Annotated in this window: 13 protein-coding genes; 12 read left to right on the forward strand and 1 reads right to left on the reverse strand. The window is 40.4% G+C overall.

The window, feature by feature from the left end; all coding sequences use genetic code 11:
• The first annotated feature begins 251 nt into the window (after positions 1-251).
• The 4 genes from BUA72_RS15310 to BUA72_RS15325 all read left to right on the forward strand — a co-directional run bounded on the left by BUA72_RS15310 (position 252) and on the right by BUA72_RS15325 (position 2,910).
• A complete protein-coding gene (locus BUA72_RS15310; RefSeq protein ID WP_072923711.1) occupies positions 252-830 on the forward strand; it encodes a 5'-methylthioadenosine/S-adenosylhomocysteine nucleosidase family protein in 579 nt (192 codons plus the stop codon).
• 12 nt (positions 831-842) lie between these two features.
• The gene (locus BUA72_RS15315; protein ID WP_072923713.1) at positions 843-1,367 is read left to right on the forward strand and encodes a GNAT family N-acetyltransferase; all 525 of its coding nucleotides are present in this window, start codon (positions 843-845) and stop codon (positions 1,365-1,367) included.
• A 12-nt stretch (positions 1,368-1,379) separates the two neighbouring features.
• Entirely contained in the window at positions 1,380-1,949 is a 570-nt protein-coding gene (locus BUA72_RS15320) for a Crp/Fnr family transcriptional regulator (RefSeq protein WP_072923714.1), read from the forward strand.
• A gap of 148 nt (positions 1,950-2,097) precedes the next feature.
• Positions 2,098-2,910 carry an alpha/beta hydrolase gene (locus BUA72_RS15325; protein WP_072923716.1) on the forward strand — a complete coding sequence of 271 codons (813 nt, stop codon included), beginning with the start codon at positions 2,098-2,100 and terminating at the stop codon, positions 2,908-2,910.
• Between the two features lie 348 nt (positions 2,911-3,258).
• Here the strand turns inward: BUA72_RS15325 and BUA72_RS15330 are convergent, their stop codons facing one another.
• Entirely contained in the window at positions 3,259-4,356 is a 1,098-nt protein-coding gene (locus tag BUA72_RS15330; protein WP_072923718.1) for a Fe(II)-2OG oxygenase family protein, read from the reverse strand.
• A gap of 217 nt (positions 4,357-4,573) precedes the next feature.
• Here BUA72_RS15330 and BUA72_RS15335 point away from each other — a divergent pair, with 217 nt between their 5' ends.
• From BUA72_RS15335 to BUA72_RS15370, 8 genes are read left to right on the forward strand one after another with little or no spacing between them, the layout of a single operon-like run.
• Positions 4,574-6,100, forward strand: a complete 1,527-nt coding sequence (locus BUA72_RS15335) for a pyridoxal phosphate-dependent decarboxylase family protein (RefSeq protein ID WP_072923719.1) — start codon at positions 4,574-4,576, stop codon at positions 6,098-6,100.
• Positions 6,072-8,498, forward strand: coding sequence for a GNAT family N-acetyltransferase (locus BUA72_RS15340; protein ID WP_072923721.1), 2,427 nt, complete (start codon positions 6,072-6,074; stop codon positions 8,496-8,498). The genes BUA72_RS15335 and BUA72_RS15340 overlap by 29 nt, the downstream gene beginning before the upstream one ends.
• The gene (locus BUA72_RS15345) at positions 8,491-9,807 is read left to right on the forward strand and encodes a lysine N(6)-hydroxylase/L-ornithine N(5)-oxygenase family protein (protein ID WP_081873991.1); all 1,317 of its coding nucleotides are present in this window, start codon (positions 8,491-8,493) and stop codon (positions 9,805-9,807) included. The genes BUA72_RS15340 and BUA72_RS15345 overlap by 8 nt, the downstream gene beginning before the upstream one ends.
• A 7-nt stretch (positions 9,808-9,814) precedes the next feature.
• Positions 9,815-11,629, forward strand: a complete 1,815-nt coding sequence (locus BUA72_RS15350; protein WP_072924127.1) for an IucA/IucC family protein — start codon at positions 9,815-9,817, stop codon at positions 11,627-11,629.
• Complete coding sequence (locus BUA72_RS15355; protein ID WP_072923723.1) at positions 11,626-13,029, forward strand: MATE family efflux transporter; 1,404 nt, start codon at positions 11,626-11,628, stop codon at positions 13,027-13,029. Before BUA72_RS15350 ends, BUA72_RS15355 begins: the two co-directional genes overlap by 4 nt.
• Position 13,030: 1 nt before the next feature.
• A complete protein-coding gene (locus BUA72_RS15360; protein WP_034730354.1) occupies positions 13,031-13,276 on the forward strand; it encodes an acyl carrier protein in 246 nt (81 codons plus the stop codon).
• 4 nt (positions 13,277-13,280) lie between these two features.
• The gene (locus tag BUA72_RS15365) at positions 13,281-14,669 is read left to right on the forward strand and encodes an AMP-binding protein (RefSeq protein ID WP_072923724.1); all 1,389 of its coding nucleotides are present in this window, start codon (positions 13,281-13,283) and stop codon (positions 14,667-14,669) included.
• Positions 14,656-17,094, forward strand: coding sequence for a TonB-dependent receptor (locus BUA72_RS15370; RefSeq protein ID WP_083544226.1), 2,439 nt, complete (start codon positions 14,656-14,658; stop codon positions 17,092-17,094). The genes BUA72_RS15365 and BUA72_RS15370 overlap by 14 nt, the downstream gene beginning before the upstream one ends.
• The last annotated feature ends 1 nt before the right edge of the window (position 17,095 follow it).

A 17,095-nucleotide genomic window follows, 5' to 3' on the forward strand; every position in this document is an offset into this window, starting at 1 on the left:
AGGTTAAATTTTTAACCACAAATAACACTAATAGATTCACGAATGTCACTATTGAATGTCAGCAACATTCGTGGAATTTGTGAAAAAGATTAGTGACATTAGTGTTTTCAATGAAAAATAATTTAGCATATTCAGTATAAAAACACCTCAAACCGGGGTGTTTTTTTTGTTCAGTACAGATTATAAAAAACAGGAAAAAGGTTCCCGTTTTAGCCGTTCAATGCTTATTTTTGTTTAAATATTTATGTTCAATGATAAAAATCAATACTGAAGCTCATTATCCGGTTTCTGAAACGCTGTTTGTCTTTGCTTTGGATTCGGAAGCTGGAAAGGCTTTTGAAGGAAAAAATAAACTGGTTACAGGAATAGGAAAAGTAAATGCTGCAATTGAACTGACCAGAGAAATTCATTTAAGAAAACCCAAACTGATCGTTAATCTGGGGTCTGCAGGAAGTAAAAGCTTCGGGAAAGGAGAAGTCGTTTGCTGTACAAAATTTATCCAGCGCGATATGGATGTGAGAGGTCTCGGCTTCAGTCTTTATGAAACTCCTTTATCCGGAATTCCGCCTGTTCTGGAATATGGCCTTCAGATGAATGGCCTGGAAGAAGGAATTTGCGGCAGCGGTGACAGTTTTGAGATGAATCATTCTGAAACGGAATATAATATTGTAGACATGGAAGCCTATCCGCTTGCACTCATTGCTAAGAAAGAGAACATCCCTTTCCTGTGCCTGAAATATATCTCCGACGATGCAGGAAGTGATGCCGCAGACGATTGGGCCATTCAGGTACATCTGGCTTCTGAAGCGTTTAAGAAAATATTATTTTAACAAAAAAGAAATATGGCATCTATTATCATTAATACAGCTTCACTTGAAGATTTGGAAACCATACAGAGTCTGGGTAGACAGACATTCTCCGAAACCTTTGCGGAAAGTAATTCCGAAGAGGCCATGAAAACGTATCTGGATGAAAGTTTCAGTACTGAAAAATTAAAATCAGAATTAGCCAATCCCGACTCTCATTTCTTTATTGCCTGGGAAGAGGACAATGCTGTTGGCTATCTAAAATTGAACTCCGGAGCGGCACAAACTGAACTGAAGAATGATGATACTTCTCTGGAAATAGAACGTATTTACGTCAAAAAAAGCCACCACGGACAGAAAGTAGGACAATTACTGTATGATAAAGCTTTAGAAAGCGCTCAAAGTCTTAGCAAAAATTATCTTTGGCTAGGGGTCTGGGAAAAGAACCTGAGAGCACTGAGCTTTTACAGAAAAAATGGTTTTGAGGAATTTGGAAGTCATACTTTCACATTGGGAAATGATGATCAGACCGATCTGATGATGAAGAAAATTTTAGATTAATAACCATCAGCTTTGAAAGAATTTTTAGAAGAAATCAATTCCTATTACCCATTATCAGCAGAAACAGTTGAGGCTCTGATCAATATCTGTACTGAAGAAAAATTCAGTAAAAATGATCTTCTTCAGGAAGCCGGAACTGCCGCGAGATATTATTACTTTATAAAATCTGGGCTGGTAGGGTATTATACTGTGGATGAACAGGGAGATTCTGTGTATAAAATTTTCTTTGAAGAAAAGAGTTTTGCAGCTTCTACTGCAGCTGTAATCAAGGATAAACCCAGTGATTTTAATATTGTTGCCCTGGAAGACTGTTCGGTGATCAAATATCCGGCAAAGGCTTTCAGAGAGCTGATCAACCGGTATCACGATTTGGCATTATTTCAAATCCATTATCTGGAAAAAAACTGGGTGGTAAAAAAAGAACCGCTGGAGATTTCTTTAAAACATGAAACAGCCAAACGGCGCTATTTACAGTTATTGCAGAATAAACATCTTCATGACCGTCTTAAACAGCATCATATCGCCTCTTATCTGGGCATAACACCCACCCAGCTGAGCCGCATAAAAAAAGAAATAAACTGACAAAAGCTTCAACATATGTTGAGGCTTTTTTATTTTATCGGCCGCATATTTGTACCGTAAATCAATAACAATGGTATGGTAGCCAGCCACAACGTGGCGATTTAGCCTTAGATAGGATGCAGTCCTATCAGATTTAAAATTATATCCTATGAAAAATATAGTAAGCATTATCTGTGTAATAACGGTATCTGCACAGCTTTCCGCACAGAAAATCATTCATAAAGAAGTGTTCAGTGCCAGAATGAATAAGAACATTAAAACCATTATCATCACACCGGATGTCCAGCAGGGCGCAACTTATCCATCGGTTTATATTCTTCACGGGTACAGCGGAAATCCCGACAGAACGATCAAACAGGATATTCCGGATCTGGTTCAGAAAGCACAGGAGTACAAGATGATCTATGTCTTGCCGGACGGAAATTTCAATTCATGGTACATAGACAGTCCGTTGATTAAGGATTCCCAGTACCAGACTTTTATCGGGCAGGAGCTTGTAGATTTTGTCAATAAAAACTATCCTGTGAAAAACGACAGAAAATTCCGTGGTATCCTGGGCTGGAGCATGGGAGGTTATGGAGCTGTGAACATTGGTACGACCTACAATAAAACATTTGGTGTCGTAGGAAGCTCTTGCGGCGCTCTGGATCTGGCTTCATTTGGAGAAGGGTACATGAAGTATCAGGTAGATAAAGTGGCGGGCCCTGTAATTTCGTTAAATCCTAAATTTCTTACGGATAATAAGGTGAAAACAATGGCTTCGGCAGATCAGCAGTACATCTTTGACTGCGGGACAGAAGATACCCAGATGATCGGCATGAACAGAAATTTTCATAAAAAGCTGACTGATCTTAAGATTCCACATCTTTATATTGAGTCCTTAGGAATCCATGATCCTAAATATTGGAGCAGATCTTTATCTGAGCAGCTGACTTTATTTGACCGATTTTTTAAGCCATAATTGAGTTTATATAAATTGCTGTATTTATCTTAATTATAGTGTTTTATGTTGTTTTATTTGAAGTTGAAATCCACGCTCCTAACCATGTCAAGGTTCAAAACCTTGACATGGCTAACAGGGTTCAAATCTTTAAACCATTAAGATGAATTAAGATGATAAGAATAGTTAAGAAAAATCAAATGATTTTTTTAAGCCATACCTTTAAAAGCGAAGCTCACCTTAATCATCTTAAAAACTTAAATGCTCTTAATGGTTTAAATATTTTTAAGGTTAAAAAAAATCCTTTTAAGCACAAAGCTTAAAAGGATCCATCATAATTATTATCAAATAAATATCTAATAGAACATTTTAAATGTTTTCGAAATTTTTACCCAAATGTTCTTCAATGACAAAGAACGGGTCTTCTGTAAGCGTGTGGGCTCTCATTTCCATCAGGCTCACTTTGCTCATCATACGAAGCATAATTCTTCTTTGGCATTCGTGTTCTACGCCGTTGATGTTTCTTACCCCGGCACGGAAAGCCGATCTTCCGTGGGCGCATAGATGGTTATTCACCAATATCACATCTCCGGCCTGTGGCGTGAAACCCGAATAGATCAGATCTCTTGCCTCTTCCCAGAATTCTGTCAGATGGCTGTGGGCATCGTCAGTCTGTTTAATACTTGGGTTGAATAGCTGTTCTGCAGCATCAAACCTCATAAAAGGCAGTTCATAATTACCATACAACACGGCATCCAGTTTCTCTTCTTCCTCCATACCGGTTTCTAAATTGGCATCTTTCGGTATTTTATACATACGCTCAAAAAGAGGTCTGAAATTTTCCCCGATAGCTCCGTGAGAGCGGATCGAATACAGGGTAGAAGGTACCTGCTCTTCATTACGGATATACATAAAGCTTAAAAAGTCTGCCTGGTGTTTCAGGAAGGCATCTTCCGTATGTACATAAAGGTCTGTTGCAGATCCCGATCCGGTCTGGGTTTCTCTCATTTTTTCGTCCGGGATGATGGCGTGCATTAAGCCTCCGCCTTTACGCTGAGAGTAGTATTGTACAGGTTTTGATGGAAGGGCTCCGTGAATCAAAGCACAGGCAAAACCATAGATATTGAATTTGGAATAATCCGCAGACTGCCAGTTCGGTGGTGTATTCCCGATACTTTCCTGATCAATATCCATTAATCCTCTGAATACCAGAGCTCCATATTGGTGTATTGAGAAGTCGCTGGCAAAGTCAGCGGCTATATGTAGAATTCTTTCCGGCAAGAAATAAGAGGCCAGTTGATGAACGTGGGTAATGAAGTCTCTATTTTCATAGCTGCCATACTTTCTCTGAAGATGCACTGCTGCATCTTGTATCATTCTTCTTTCCTGAGAGGTGATCTCAATGACTCTTGGAAGCAGTTTTACCGCAGTAATACTGTCGTTATCTAAAATTTCTAGCGAATTCATTAAAAAAATATTTGGTGTGTTAATATAATTTTTATATTTGTTTTTAATTATTCTAAATAACAATAGACGGTTCAAATTTAGGAATAATTTATCAATCACCAAAAAAAAACTTGAAAAAATGCTAAAAATAAAAACTTGACAATCAAGTATATACACCTATATACTACACAAGATTCACACTACTTATTGATTTTAAAAATCACCTTACAAATACCATATGAACAACAATCAAATGCCCGCCGGAGAGATCCTGGGTGCTTCCTTACCTCACATTTCGGGGAATTTTGGAAATATTTTTCATACTGACAATTATGATCATTACCGTTCCGCTGTCGAAGAAACTTTAGACCTTGTAGGAACTTTTCTTCACAGAAATGACAAACCCTTCAGCGGAATAGAAGCCAAAGAAATGAAAGGCATGGTACAGCAGATAGACCTTAATCAAAAACTATCTTCGTATCAGGAGCTACTTGAAGAGGTAGATACTATATATGTAAAGCATGCGACTGCTTTTCACCTTCCACAATACGTGGCACACCTTAACTGTCCTATCGTTATTCCTGCATTGGCAGGAGAGATCCTTGTAAGTGCCATCAATTCTTCACAGGATACGTACGACCAAAGTGCAGGAGGAACTTTCATGGAAAGAAAACTGATCGACTGGACCGCAGAGCAGTTAGGATATAATCCGGAAACCAGCGACGGTGTTTTCACAGCAGGCGGATCACAGAGCAATCTGATGGGGCTTGTGATGATGCGCGACTGCTTTTCCCAGAAAAGATACAACCATAATATTAAGCTGGATGGCCTTCCACAGGAAGCGGGCAGATTCAGAATTTTTGTTTCTGATAAATCTCACTTCAGCAACTTAAAGAACGCCTCTATCATGGGATTGGGCGAAAAATGTATCGTTAAAGTTCCTACAGACGAAAGATTCTGTATGGACATCGGTTTACTGAAGAAATACATTAAGAGAGAAGAGCAGATGGGAAATATTCCTGTCGGAATTGTGGCTACGGCCGGAACCACAGATTTCGGAAACGTAGATCCACTGGAAGATATTGCCAATGTTGCCGAGCAATACAATATCTGGATGCATGTAGATGCCGCTTACGGATGTGCTTTATTATTAAGCGAAAAGTACCGTCATCTTCTCAACGGTATCGAAAGAGCGGATTCTGTGACGATAGATTATCATAAATCTTTCTTCCAACCGATCAGCAGCAGTGCTTTCATCGTTAAAAACAAAAGGGAATTAAGAATCCTGAAACACCACGCAGACTATCTGAATCCTGCGGAAATGGATGAAGAGGAAATTCCTGCACAGATCAACAAATCCATTATCCAGAGTACACGTAGATTCGATGCTCTGAAACTGTGGTTTACTTTAAGAATGATGGGCAAAGAACAGCTCTCAGAATATACAGACACCGTGATAGACCTTACCAAAGACGTAGCGTCTATGATCACTGAAAACCCTCACTTCGAACTGCTTTCCGATACGGACCTGAGCGTTCTGGTTTTCCGTTATATCAGACCTGATATTGAAGACCTGAATGCTTTGAACCAGCATATCAAAATGAAGCTTTTCTACAGCGGGGAAATTCTGGTGGCTAGTACCAAAGTAGATGGGAATTTCTACCTGAAATTTACTTTCCTGAACCCTATCACTACGACAGAAGACGTTCACCAAATTTTAAATACAATACAATCGCATGGAGAAGACTTTGGTACAGCAAACTAAGCTTACGGAAAAAGCACAGGAAATCACGGTCAGAATCCTGCTCAACGGAATGCTTCGTGAGCTTGGAAACGGAAAATTTTATCAGGGCGTTCCGAAATATGATGCCCTTACGGCTCAGGCGCTGGAAAACAGTACCTATCCGCTTCATATAAGATTTGAATTAAAGAAAAGCGAGATCTTTTTATTCGCTCCGGTTTCTTACCGTTCTGAAAGTGCTTTCCACAATTATGGAATGCCTTTATGGGTGGTTGATCATAACAATCAGAAGGTTTATGAACCGGATGTTGATCAGCTTACTGAATTGGTATACCGCGAACTTTCTGAGCAGTTCAGTGAAAAAGGCCTTGAATTATTTACCAAAAGGATTCACAGCAGCCTAAGAAATCTGGAAATGATCATGGAAGAAGGTTTACAGGATCAGGATGCTTTGACATATTCTTTCCTGGAATCTGAACAACAGCTTCCTGTAGGACACAATCTTCATCCGTTTACAAAAGCGAGAATGGGATTCTCCCGAGCAGAACAGCTTCTTTATGGTCCGGAATTCAATAAGGGTATTAAGCTGGAGTATTTTCTGGTGCACAAAAGCTGTGTTCAGGAGCAGTCGGTTTTAGAGCAGCCTTACAATGAGTTTTTAAAGAGTATCGTTTCATTACCGGAAGATCTAGAAGCAAAATACCTTAAGGAAGGCGAAAAACTTTCTGATTTCTATACAGTTCCTTGCCATCCGTGGGAAGCTACTTATCTTTTGTCCATCGAAGAAGGGGCGGAAATGATCAAAGACCGTACTCTAATCCATATCGGGGCTTTTGGGCAAGAATTTTATTCAACCTCTTCCATCAGAAGTATGTACAGTCCTCAAATTCCGTGGATGCCTAAGTTTTCTTTAAATGTTCTTTTAACAGGATCGATACGGATCAATACGGAGAAAGATCTCAAAAGAGGTTATGCATCGGCTTTATGGAGAAAACATGCAGGAGCAGCGTTTGAAAAGGATTTCAACCAGTTTAAACTGCTTTTGGAACCTGTAACATTAGGCGTTTATCATCAGGATAAAAATATTGAAAGCCTTAATCTTCTGATTCGCGAAAATCCTTTCCAGCCGGAAGATAAAATCCTGCTTTTAGCAAGATTATGTCAGGACGAACCTGCAGACGGACAGAATTTTATCCAAAAGTTCTTTACAGATGTTTCTGAAAAACTGGGAACAAGTCCGGAAGAATCGGTGACGACTTGGTTTTCAAAATATATTCACCTGCTGATTGCTCCTTTAAACCATTTATACAGCCAATATGGCATGGCTCCTGAGGCGCATCAACAGAATCTTCTGATCCAACTGGATGATCAGTTGCTGCCAAAGACTCTTTTTGTAAGAGATGCACAGGGATATTTGTTAAGAGAAAGCGCAAGAGAACAGTATACGGAGCTTTCCAAAGCGTATCCTGAGATTGAAGATCTTTTCATCAGGGATGAACGTCTTTTAGATATTATATCTTACCATGTTCTGGTGAGTAATCTTTCAGCATTGGTGGCGTCATTAGGAAAGACTGGATGGGTGAAAGAAAGAACACTGATCAATATCCTGCACAGCGAATTTGCACAGGTTCATCAGGAAATGCCTTCAGATTTTACGCGTTATGCGCTTAATAACCGCCATTGGGGAACAAAAACCAACTTTAAGGCGGTTGCTAATGAAATTGATGGAATTACAAGCGCTGCAGCGATTTCTTACGCTAAAGTTCCCAATCTTCTTCACTATCATTACTTCTCAGATCAGCTGATCCATCCAAAAGGAAAAGAAGCTTTCTTCAAGCGTTATTTCCAGAAAGATGATGTTACGGTTACCATGAGACCTGTTGATCTTGATGAAGATCTTGAAATGCTTCATGAGTGGTTTAACCGTGAACACGCGATCAAAATCTGGCAGATGAACTGGCCGATTGACGAGCTGGAAACCTATTACCGTTTAATGCTGCCGGGTGATGAAGCACACAGCTACATTGTCATGAGCAATGGCGAACCTACATGTAATATTGAGGTGTATTGGCCATGCAGAGATATTGTCGGCGATTATTATGATGTAATGCCTACCGATTACGGAACCCACCAATTTATCGCACCAACAGACCCGAAGAAGAAATACGTTTCTCCTTCCACACAGTCTATGGTAGATTATGTATTCGCCCAGCCTGAGGTTGGAAAAATGGTAGGGGAAGGTTCAGTAGATTCTCTGGCTTCTATGATGAATAAAGCCCATGTAGGCTTCAAAGTAGATAAAGTTATAGAAATGCCTCATAAAAAAGCCAATCTTAATTTCTGCTACAGGGAATGGTACTGGGAAAAATTCCCGCAAAACAAAGATGTAGAATTCACCGTAAAAACCACTGAACATGAATAACGACACGATATATAACGTGATCGGAATAGGGATTGGTCCTTTTAATTTGGGACTTGCCGCTTTATCCAATCCGATTTCTGAATTAAAAACACTTTTCCTTGACCAGAGAGACGGTTTCGACTGGCATCCGGGATTAATGATCGACCACGTAACCCTACAAACACCTTTTCTGTGCGACTGCGTATCCATGGCAGATCCTACGAATCCATTAAGCCTTCTGAACTATCTGAAAGAAACGAACAGGCTGTACAAATTCTTTATCAGGGAAGATTTTTTCATTCCGCGTAAAGAATACAACCGTTACTGTCAATGGGTAGTCAGTCAGCTTCCACAGTGTCGTTTTTCAACACAGGTGGTTGATATTGTGTATGAAGACGGACTGTATTTAATCACAACCATTCATACCAAAACCAAGGAGACAGAGGTGTTCAGAACAGAAAGACTGATCCTGGGAACAGGAACACAGCCACACATTCCTTCGTTTATTCCGAAAGAGGATTCCCGTATTCTGCATACAAGCTCTTATCTGTACCGAAAGGAAGAACTTTTAGCTCAGGGTAAAAAAATTGCCGTGATCGGTTCAGGGCAGAGTGCAGCTGAGGTTTTCTATGATTTATTGCAAAGCCGTGATGAAAATACCCAATTGGGCTGGTATTCACGTCCGGACCGTTTCTTCCCGATGGAATATTCAAAGCTGACGCTGGAATTGACTTCTCCTGATTATGTAGATTATTTCTACAGCAGGGACGAAGCGGCGAGAAAATCAATATTAAGCAAGCAACAGGCCCAGTTCAAAGGAATCAATTACGACCTCATCAACCAGATCTATGATTTCATCTACGACCTGAATATTGATAACGCTGATCCAAACCTTACCATCATTCCAAACAGTCAGTTGGATAGAGTTGACAACAGCAATCCTGATCATTTAACTCTTGAGTTCACACAATTGGAACAAGAGGTTCCTTACGAACAGGAAGCTGATTATCTGGTGGTAGGAACAGGATACCGTTATCATGAACCTGCTTTCCTTAAAAATATTCAGTCCAGAATTAAAAGAGATTCCACAGGATTATTTGCGGTCAACAGGAATTATTCCATAGACCATAACGGCGGTGAAATCTATGTGCTTCATGCAGAAGTACATACCCACAGCTATATTTCTACCGATCTTGGAATGGCAGCCTACCGTAATTCCTATATCATCAATGACATTTTGGGAAGAGAACATTATAAAATCGAAAAGAAAATTGCTTTCCAGGATTTTGATGTAGAGAAACATGCTGCTGTATCAACTGTCAAAATATAACAGAACAATGAACACCCACTTAAAAAATAATACAATCAGCCAGGAAATCTGGCTACAGGCGAACAGAGATCTTATGGCCAAAACAATTGCAGAATTAATGCATGAAGAACGCCTGAAACCTGTTTCTGTTACTGAGGATGAAGCCGGATTTACGGTCTTCAAACTGGAAACGGGGATCGAAACTATAGAATACGTTTTCCGCGGACAGGAAAGAATGATGGACTACTGGCATATTGATACGGAAAGTATCGTGAAAATAGAGAATGGAGTACCCACCTCAGCGCTGAATATTCCACAGTTTTTCCTTGAAATGCAGGCCGTATTCGATTTAGATGCCAATACGCTGGCGCGATATACCGAAGAATTGCTTCATACGTTATACTGTGACGCATTAATTTTATCGAGAGGCGTTATGTCTTCAAAAGAATTAGCATCCAGTAATTATCAGACTGTAGAACATCAGATGACGGGCCATCCGTGGGTGATCGTTAACAAAAGCAGGTTAGGATTTTCTCCTACTGATCTTGAAACGTTTGCTCCGGAAGCGGGAGAGGATTTAAAAGTGTTGTGGCTGGCTGCTCATAAGGACAGATCAGCCTTCCAGTCGCTGGAGCATATAGATCAGGAAGGATTTTACCGTTCTGAAATTGGAGACGAATTGTATCAATCATTTCAACAAAGGCTGATCGATTCCGGAAAGTCTCCTGAAGATTATAATTTAATTCCCGTTCATCCATGGCAGTGGGAGCATAAACTGAAAATTCATTTTGCAGGCGATATCGCATCCGGTATTTTAATTCTATTAGGAGAAGGAAATGATGTGTATAGCCCGCAACAGAGTATCAGAACTTTGTTTAATACAGATCATCCTGAAAAAAGATATCTGAAAACGGCTGTTTCTATTTTAAGTACAGGAAATATCAGAGGACTGTCGCCTAAGCAGATGAAAATTGCGCCTTCCATTACAGATTGGGTGAAAGGACTGATCAAAGGCGATGCTTATCTTGAAACAAAAGGAACCATATTTTTAGGAGAAGAAGCTTCTATTGCTTACCTGCATCCTCAATACAGTGCTATTGCCGGTGTTCCTTATCAATACAATGAATTTCTTGGGGCTTTATGGCGCGAAAGTGCTTCCAACTATTTACACGAAGACGAAGAAATGTTTACCATGGCTTCCCTGCTTTTTGTAGATCAGAATGGAGTTCCATTGGTACAGGCTTTTGCAGAGCAGGCTGGCATCAGTATTCAGCAGTGGATTACAGATTATCTGGATGCCTATCTTACGCCATTGCTTCACATTTATTACACCCATTCTCTTTGTGTAACCCCTCACGGAGAAAACATCATGGTGGTATTGAAAAACGGAGTGCCACAGAGAATTGTCATCAAAGATTTTGTGGATGATATTGTCCTGACTGCAGAAGCAAGGGAGAAACTTCCTGATCATCTGGCAGACGGACTGATCCAGTCTTCCAACAAGGAAAATGTTCCGTTGTCTATTCTCTTGGGTGTTTTTGATGCGTTCTTCAGATATTTATCCAATGTTCTGCATACGCATTCCAATTTTGAGGAAGAAACCTTCTGGACACTTGTTCACGACTGTATAGAGAACTACAAAAATCATAATCCTCATCTGAATGAGCGTTATGAAAAATATGACCTGTATGTCCCTACATTCAAAAGGTTCTACATCAACAGTCTTCGTTTAAAAAACAACGGTTACAGTGAAAATAAAGCATTTGCTATTCCAAAGAAAGACGGTGCACTGCCGAATCCTTTGTATCAGATTGCGAATAAAAACTCTGTAGCGACCGTATGAGAAAGTTTCTGCATCTTGTAAAAGAAGGCTCTGTATTTGCGTACGGAGCTTTAGCGGGAAAAAAAGTAGAACTTACCTCAGGGAGTATCAACCGTTCTATCTTCAGCCTTGCCATTCCGATGGTGATGGAGCTTGTGATGGAATCTGTTTTTGTCAGTATCAATCTTTTAATTATTGCAAGATTGGGAGATAAGGTCCTTGGACTCGTGGGAATTGCAGATAACTATATCAATTTTGCCAATGCGATTGCCATTGGTTTGGGTATCGCTGCTGCAACACTGACAGCCAGGAGAGCCGGAGAAAAAGACCAGGAAGGGATGAGCCGGACAGCACATTATATCATATTGCTGGCCTCTGCTTTTGCACTACTGATTGGTGGTCTGTCATTCCTTTTCGCTGGCGAGATCATCAGTTTCCTTGGATTCAATACTGGGATTGTAGATAACGGACTTCCTTTTTCCAAACTGGTCTTTCTGAGCATTGGTCTGGTGATTCTGCGTCTGTCTATCAATGGTCTTTTCAGAGGAGCAGGGGATGCGGATCTGGCGATGAAGTCGCTTTGGCTTTGTCATATCTCCAGTATGGTCTTTGCCGTGATTCTTGTTTTCGGACTTGGTTTTATTCCCGCTTACGGATTGATGGGACTGGCTTATGCTACCATATTATCCCGGTTACTGGCGGTTTTATATCAGTTCTTTATTCTTCTTACACGCAAGACCAGTGTGAATATCCTGGTCAAGTTTCATCTTGATCTGCCTTTAATTAAGAAAATACTGAAAATTACTTTTGGAGGACTGGTTCAGTATATTATTCCTGCTTCAAGCTGGCTGATTATGGTTAAAATCATCGCCACCTTCGGAACTACGGCTCTTGCAGGATACATTATTGCGCAGAGAATTGCTTCTGTGGCCACGATGCCTGCGTGGGGAATAGGAAATGCTGCAGGCGTTCTTACAGGACAGAATTTAGGAGCCGGAAATCCGGACCGCGCTGAGAAAACGGTATGGAGAGCCGGAGGAATCAATATGACCTATCTGATAGCCGTCGCTATATTCTGGCAGTTTGCTGCGGAATATGTGGTAACGTTCTTCACCAAGGAGGCTGAGGTAGCGCGATATGCCGTACAGTACATCCATGTGGTGTCTATGGCTTATCTCTTACTCGGTTTTACAATGGTGATCAGCCGTGCGCTTAATGCGGCCGGCAATATAATGCAGGTAACCCTGCTGTACATGATCATGTTCTATGTGATTCAGCTTCCTCTAGCTTACCTGCTTGGGGTAAGACTTCAATGGGAACTGAAAGGAATATTCACCGCTATTGTTTCTTCGGAAATCGTACTGGCTGTACTGTTCCTCATGATCTTCAAAAATGGTAAATGGAAAACTATAAAAATTTAAAATGCACACAACAGACGAATTTTATGAAATTATCGCATCAGCAATCGCTGTGAAAAAAGAAATAGTAGACGAAAACCTTACGTATCAGGAGATTCCTGAGTGGGACTCTATGTCGCATCTGCTTATTGTAGAAGCGTTGGAGCAGTTCTACCGTGTCAAGTTTGACTTTAACGATATCCTTGAAATGGGAACCGTCGGAAAGATCCGCGAAAAAATGAAAAAATACGATGTACTCGTAGAAAACTAAGTATATGAAAATTTTAGAAAATGTAATTGCCAACAAGAACTTGTTGTTTACAGATGCTTCCACCGATGCTTCCACGCCGGTTGGAACCCTGTACCGTTCTTTAGGCCTCAATCCTGTAGAAAAAGGATTGATCTTTTTGTACAATGACAATCAGGTGCCCAGTATTGAAGTACTCCTCAATTTCTATGGAACCGCGCATGCCATTGCTGTTTTGGGACAGAAACTGCATCCTGAATTTAAAGAACGTCTGGAAGCAGAATACCGTCCCAAATATATCTTTGATCCTTCAAGAGATGAGGTTCAGGGATATTCATTGAAGGAGTTTTCGGAAACGGTGAAAATCTTTGCTAAGGAAGATTACCAGCCGGAAGTGACGATTCACCCCGATATAAAGATCCTTTTAAGTACTTCCGGAACTACCGGAGTTCCAAAACTGGTGAAACTTTCGGATGAAAACCTTTATCAGAATGCCGTGAGCATCCTTCAATACATGCCTATCCTGGAATCTGATGTAGTTCCGCTCAACGTACCGATTAATTTCGTGTACGGTTTTTCTATTTTTACCACCAACTGTATGCGTGCGGGAAGAATAGTCTGTACGGACAAAGACATCATGCAGAAAGCATTCTGGGACGAAATGGAAGAGTACGGTTACAGCACGCTGGGAGGCGTTCCTTATCTGTATGAAAACCTGAACAGAATCGGATTCTTCAGAAAAGACAGCACCAGCCTGAGATACATGACTCATACAGGAGGGGTGATCAATGCTGAGTTGAGAAAAACCATCTTCAATTACTGCCTTGAGTTTGAAAAGCAATTCTTTGCTCAATACGGACAGACCGAAGCAGGCGGAAGAATGGCTTATCTTACCACAGACGGACTTCTTGAAGAGGAAACGTCTATTGGTACTCCTATACACGGAGGAAGCTTCCAGATTGATGAAGAAACAGATGAACTCCTATTTTTACATTCAAGTATCAGCGGAGGTTATGCCAACAAGCTTGAAGATCTGTCTACCTACGACCAGCCTAAACTTCTTCATACAGGAGACACAGGCAGAAGAGGGCAGAACGGACTGTATTACATCACAGGAAGAATCAAACGCATCATGAAGCTTTTCGGGATCCGTCTTAACCTGGATGAGGTAGAGTTTATCCTTAAGAATGAACTGGAAGGGAATACAGTGGTTTGTCTGAACGGCAATGACAAAAAAATCATCGTTCTGTATGACAACATCGAAATTGATCCCCAGACTATTAAAGAAACCATTAAAAATAAGCTGCGCATCAATCCGCAGTATGTACACACCGAGCACATCGAATCATTTCCATTATCACAAAACGGCAAAATCAACTATCCCCTGTTACAAAACTTACAGCATGAAAATATTTAAAACCCCTATATTACTTTTATTTCTTGTCGGTCTTCCATTATTTGTTTCTGCCCAGCAGAGTGAACGCGTTAACGGAAAGATCATGCTGTCTGAAAAAGTGCCCGTGAAGAATGCACTTTTAAGATTAGTTAATACACCGTATCAGGCTAAGACCAACAGTTTAGGAGAATATTACTTTGATAATGTGCCACCGGGAGAATATACGCTTCAGGTGGTTTTAAATGATATTGAATTGATGCGTGAGCAGATCCGTATTGAAAAAGATGTCTTTGAAATTCCGGTAATTTATCCGGAAGCAGAAAACAATGTGATCGAAGGAATTACAGTATACGCTTTCAGCAGAAATAAATTTCTGGACAGAGACAGTACTTCAATTTCTAAAATGCCTTTGAGAAACATTGAAAACCCACAAATGTACACAAGCATCAATCAGCAGATCCTGAAAGAGCAGTTGGTGTATGATATGTCAGATGCTTTAAAAAACGTTCCGGGTATTGTAAAAATGCAGGGAAGTGCGGGTAGAGCGGGAGACGGAAGTTTCTACTACAATTTAAGAGGTTTTCCTACCAGGGTTTCTATGGTAGATGGTGTTCCTGCGACCACCAACTCAGAAATTGATCCAGCGGATATTGAACGTATCGACGTAATCAAAGGACCTTCCGGAACTTTATATGGTGGTGCGGTTAATTCTTTTGGAGGATTAATTAATGTAGTGACGAAAAAGCCGAAAGATTATTTCGGCGGAGAAGCTTCTTATCTTTTGGGAAGTTATAACCTGAACCGTGTGACTGCTGATGTATATGGCCCAATCACGGAGTCAAGGAAGACATTATTCCGTTTGAATGCAGCCTATCAGTACCAGAACGGGTTCAGAGATTCTGAGTTTAGAAAATCCATGTTTGTGGCGCCTACATTCAGCTATCAGGTGAATGACCGGTTAAAGTTTAATTTGGGTGCTCAGATTTACACCTATGAAGGAACGAATACACCGATCATCTTTTTACCGAGAACCAGACCATTCATCGCAACCACTCCGGATGAGCTTGGATACGATTGGAAAAGATCTTATTCCAATAATGATATGAGCTTAAAGGCGCCTTCCATCAATGTAAAAGCTGAGGTTAATTACAAAATTTCAGATCAGTGGAGTTCTCAGACTTTGATCTCAAGAAATTACAGAAAAACGGAAGGATTATACCAGTATCAGTTCATGAGAGGAAATACGGACAATCTTTTAGAACGTAATGTCCAGTGGCAGAATGGCGAAGGAGCGTCTACCAGCGTTCAGCAGAACTTTAACGGAGAATTCAAAATAGGAAAAATCAAAAATAAGGTTCTTGTAGGATTGGATTATTTAAACCAGTCTGTGAATAATAACCTTTCTCCCATTGTTGTATTTGATTACATTGATCCCAGAAATCCTACAGCGCCGATAGCTCCGCCGATAACAGGTACATATGGTAATATAACCAGAGATTTGGCGTTACAGAAAATTCAGACTTCTACAGCACCTTTAGTACGAAATACGGCATCAAGTAATATTTATGGCGCTTATATTTCCGATGCGGTATATATTACAGACCGTTTGGTTACTTTGTTGAGTTTACGTTTTGATCATTATGAAAGCAAAGGACAGCTTGACTTGGTTAAGAATTCTAATTCGGGGCCATTCAATCAGAATGCGTTGTCTCCAAAATTTGGTTTATCTTATCAGATCATTAAAGAGCGTTTGTCAGCATACGCTAACTACATGAATGGTTTCAGTAATTTAGCTCCGGTTGCACAGCCACTTGCAGACTACAGTGGAGATTTCAAACCGCAGAGGTCTAATCAGTGGGAAGTAGGATTCAAAGGAAACCTTTGGAGAAATAGAGTGAATTTCACAGTAGGATATTACGACATTCTCGTCAACAATATGTTAAGAGCAGATATTGTGAATCGTGGCGGAACAAACTATAATGTGACCATCCAGGACGGAGAACAGAGAAGTAAAGGGATTGAAATTGAAACCATCTTAAATCCTATTCAGGGTCTGAATATTATGGCAGGATATTCTTATAACGACAGTAAGTTTGTAAAAGCTGCTGCCAATGTAGATGGCCGTCGTCCGTCTTCTTCGGGTCCGGCTAATGTATTCAATTCATGGGTAAGCTATATATTGCCAATCCAGGGACTTTCAGGTCTGGGATTAGGTTTTGGTGTGAACCGGGTGGGTGAGCAGATTAGTGTAGACAACTCGGCTACCGGGCAGTTTATATTCCCGGCTTATACTTTAGTGAATGCTTCCGTATCTCTTGAAAAAGAAAGATACAGACTAGGATTTAAAATGAATAATTTAGGAAATGCGCAGTATTTCGCAGGGCAGGGTGTTATAGTTGCCCAAATGCCTCGTAACTTTGTGGCAGAGGTTACTCTTAAGTTTTAAT

Source organism: Chryseobacterium sp. OV279, from assembly GCF_900128945.1.
In the GTDB taxonomy this organism is placed as follows: domain Bacteria; phylum Bacteroidota; class Bacteroidia; order Flavobacteriales; family Weeksellaceae; genus Chryseobacterium.

Coding starts and splice junctions, on each gene's coding strand:
- BUA72_RS15310 (WP_072923711.1), top strand. CDS start 252: ATGATAAAAATCAATACTGAAGCTCATTATCCGGTTTCTGAAACGCTG.
- BUA72_RS15315 (WP_072923713.1), top strand. CDS start 843: ATGGCATCTATTATCATTAATACAGCTTCACTTGAAGATTTGGAAACC.
- BUA72_RS15325 (WP_072923716.1), top strand. CDS start 2,098: ATGAAAAATATAGTAAGCATTATCTGTGTAATAACGGTATCTGCACAG.
- BUA72_RS15330 (WP_072923718.1), bottom strand. CDS start 4,356: ATGAATTCGCTAGAAATTTTAGATAACGACAGTATTACTGCGGTAAAA.
- BUA72_RS15335 (WP_072923719.1), top strand. CDS start 4,574: ATGAACAACAATCAAATGCCCGCCGGAGAGATCCTGGGTGCTTCCTTA.
- BUA72_RS15340 (WP_072923721.1), top strand. CDS start 6,072: ATGGAGAAGACTTTGGTACAGCAAACTAAGCTTACGGAAAAAGCACAG.
- BUA72_RS15345 (WP_081873991.1), top strand. CDS start 8,491: ATGAATAACGACACGATATATAACGTGATCGGAATAGGGATTGGTCCT.
- BUA72_RS15350 (WP_072924127.1), top strand. CDS start 9,815: ATGAACACCCACTTAAAAAATAATACAATCAGCCAGGAAATCTGGCTA.
- BUA72_RS15355 (WP_072923723.1), top strand. CDS start 11,626: ATGAGAAAGTTTCTGCATCTTGTAAAAGAAGGCTCTGTATTTGCGTAC.
- BUA72_RS15360 (WP_034730354.1), top strand. CDS start 13,031: ATGCACACAACAGACGAATTTTATGAAATTATCGCATCAGCAATCGCT.
- BUA72_RS15365 (WP_072923724.1), top strand. CDS start 13,281: ATGAAAATTTTAGAAAATGTAATTGCCAACAAGAACTTGTTGTTTACA.
- BUA72_RS15370 (WP_083544226.1), top strand. CDS start 14,656: ATGAAAATATTTAAAACCCCTATATTACTTTTATTTCTTGTCGGTCTT.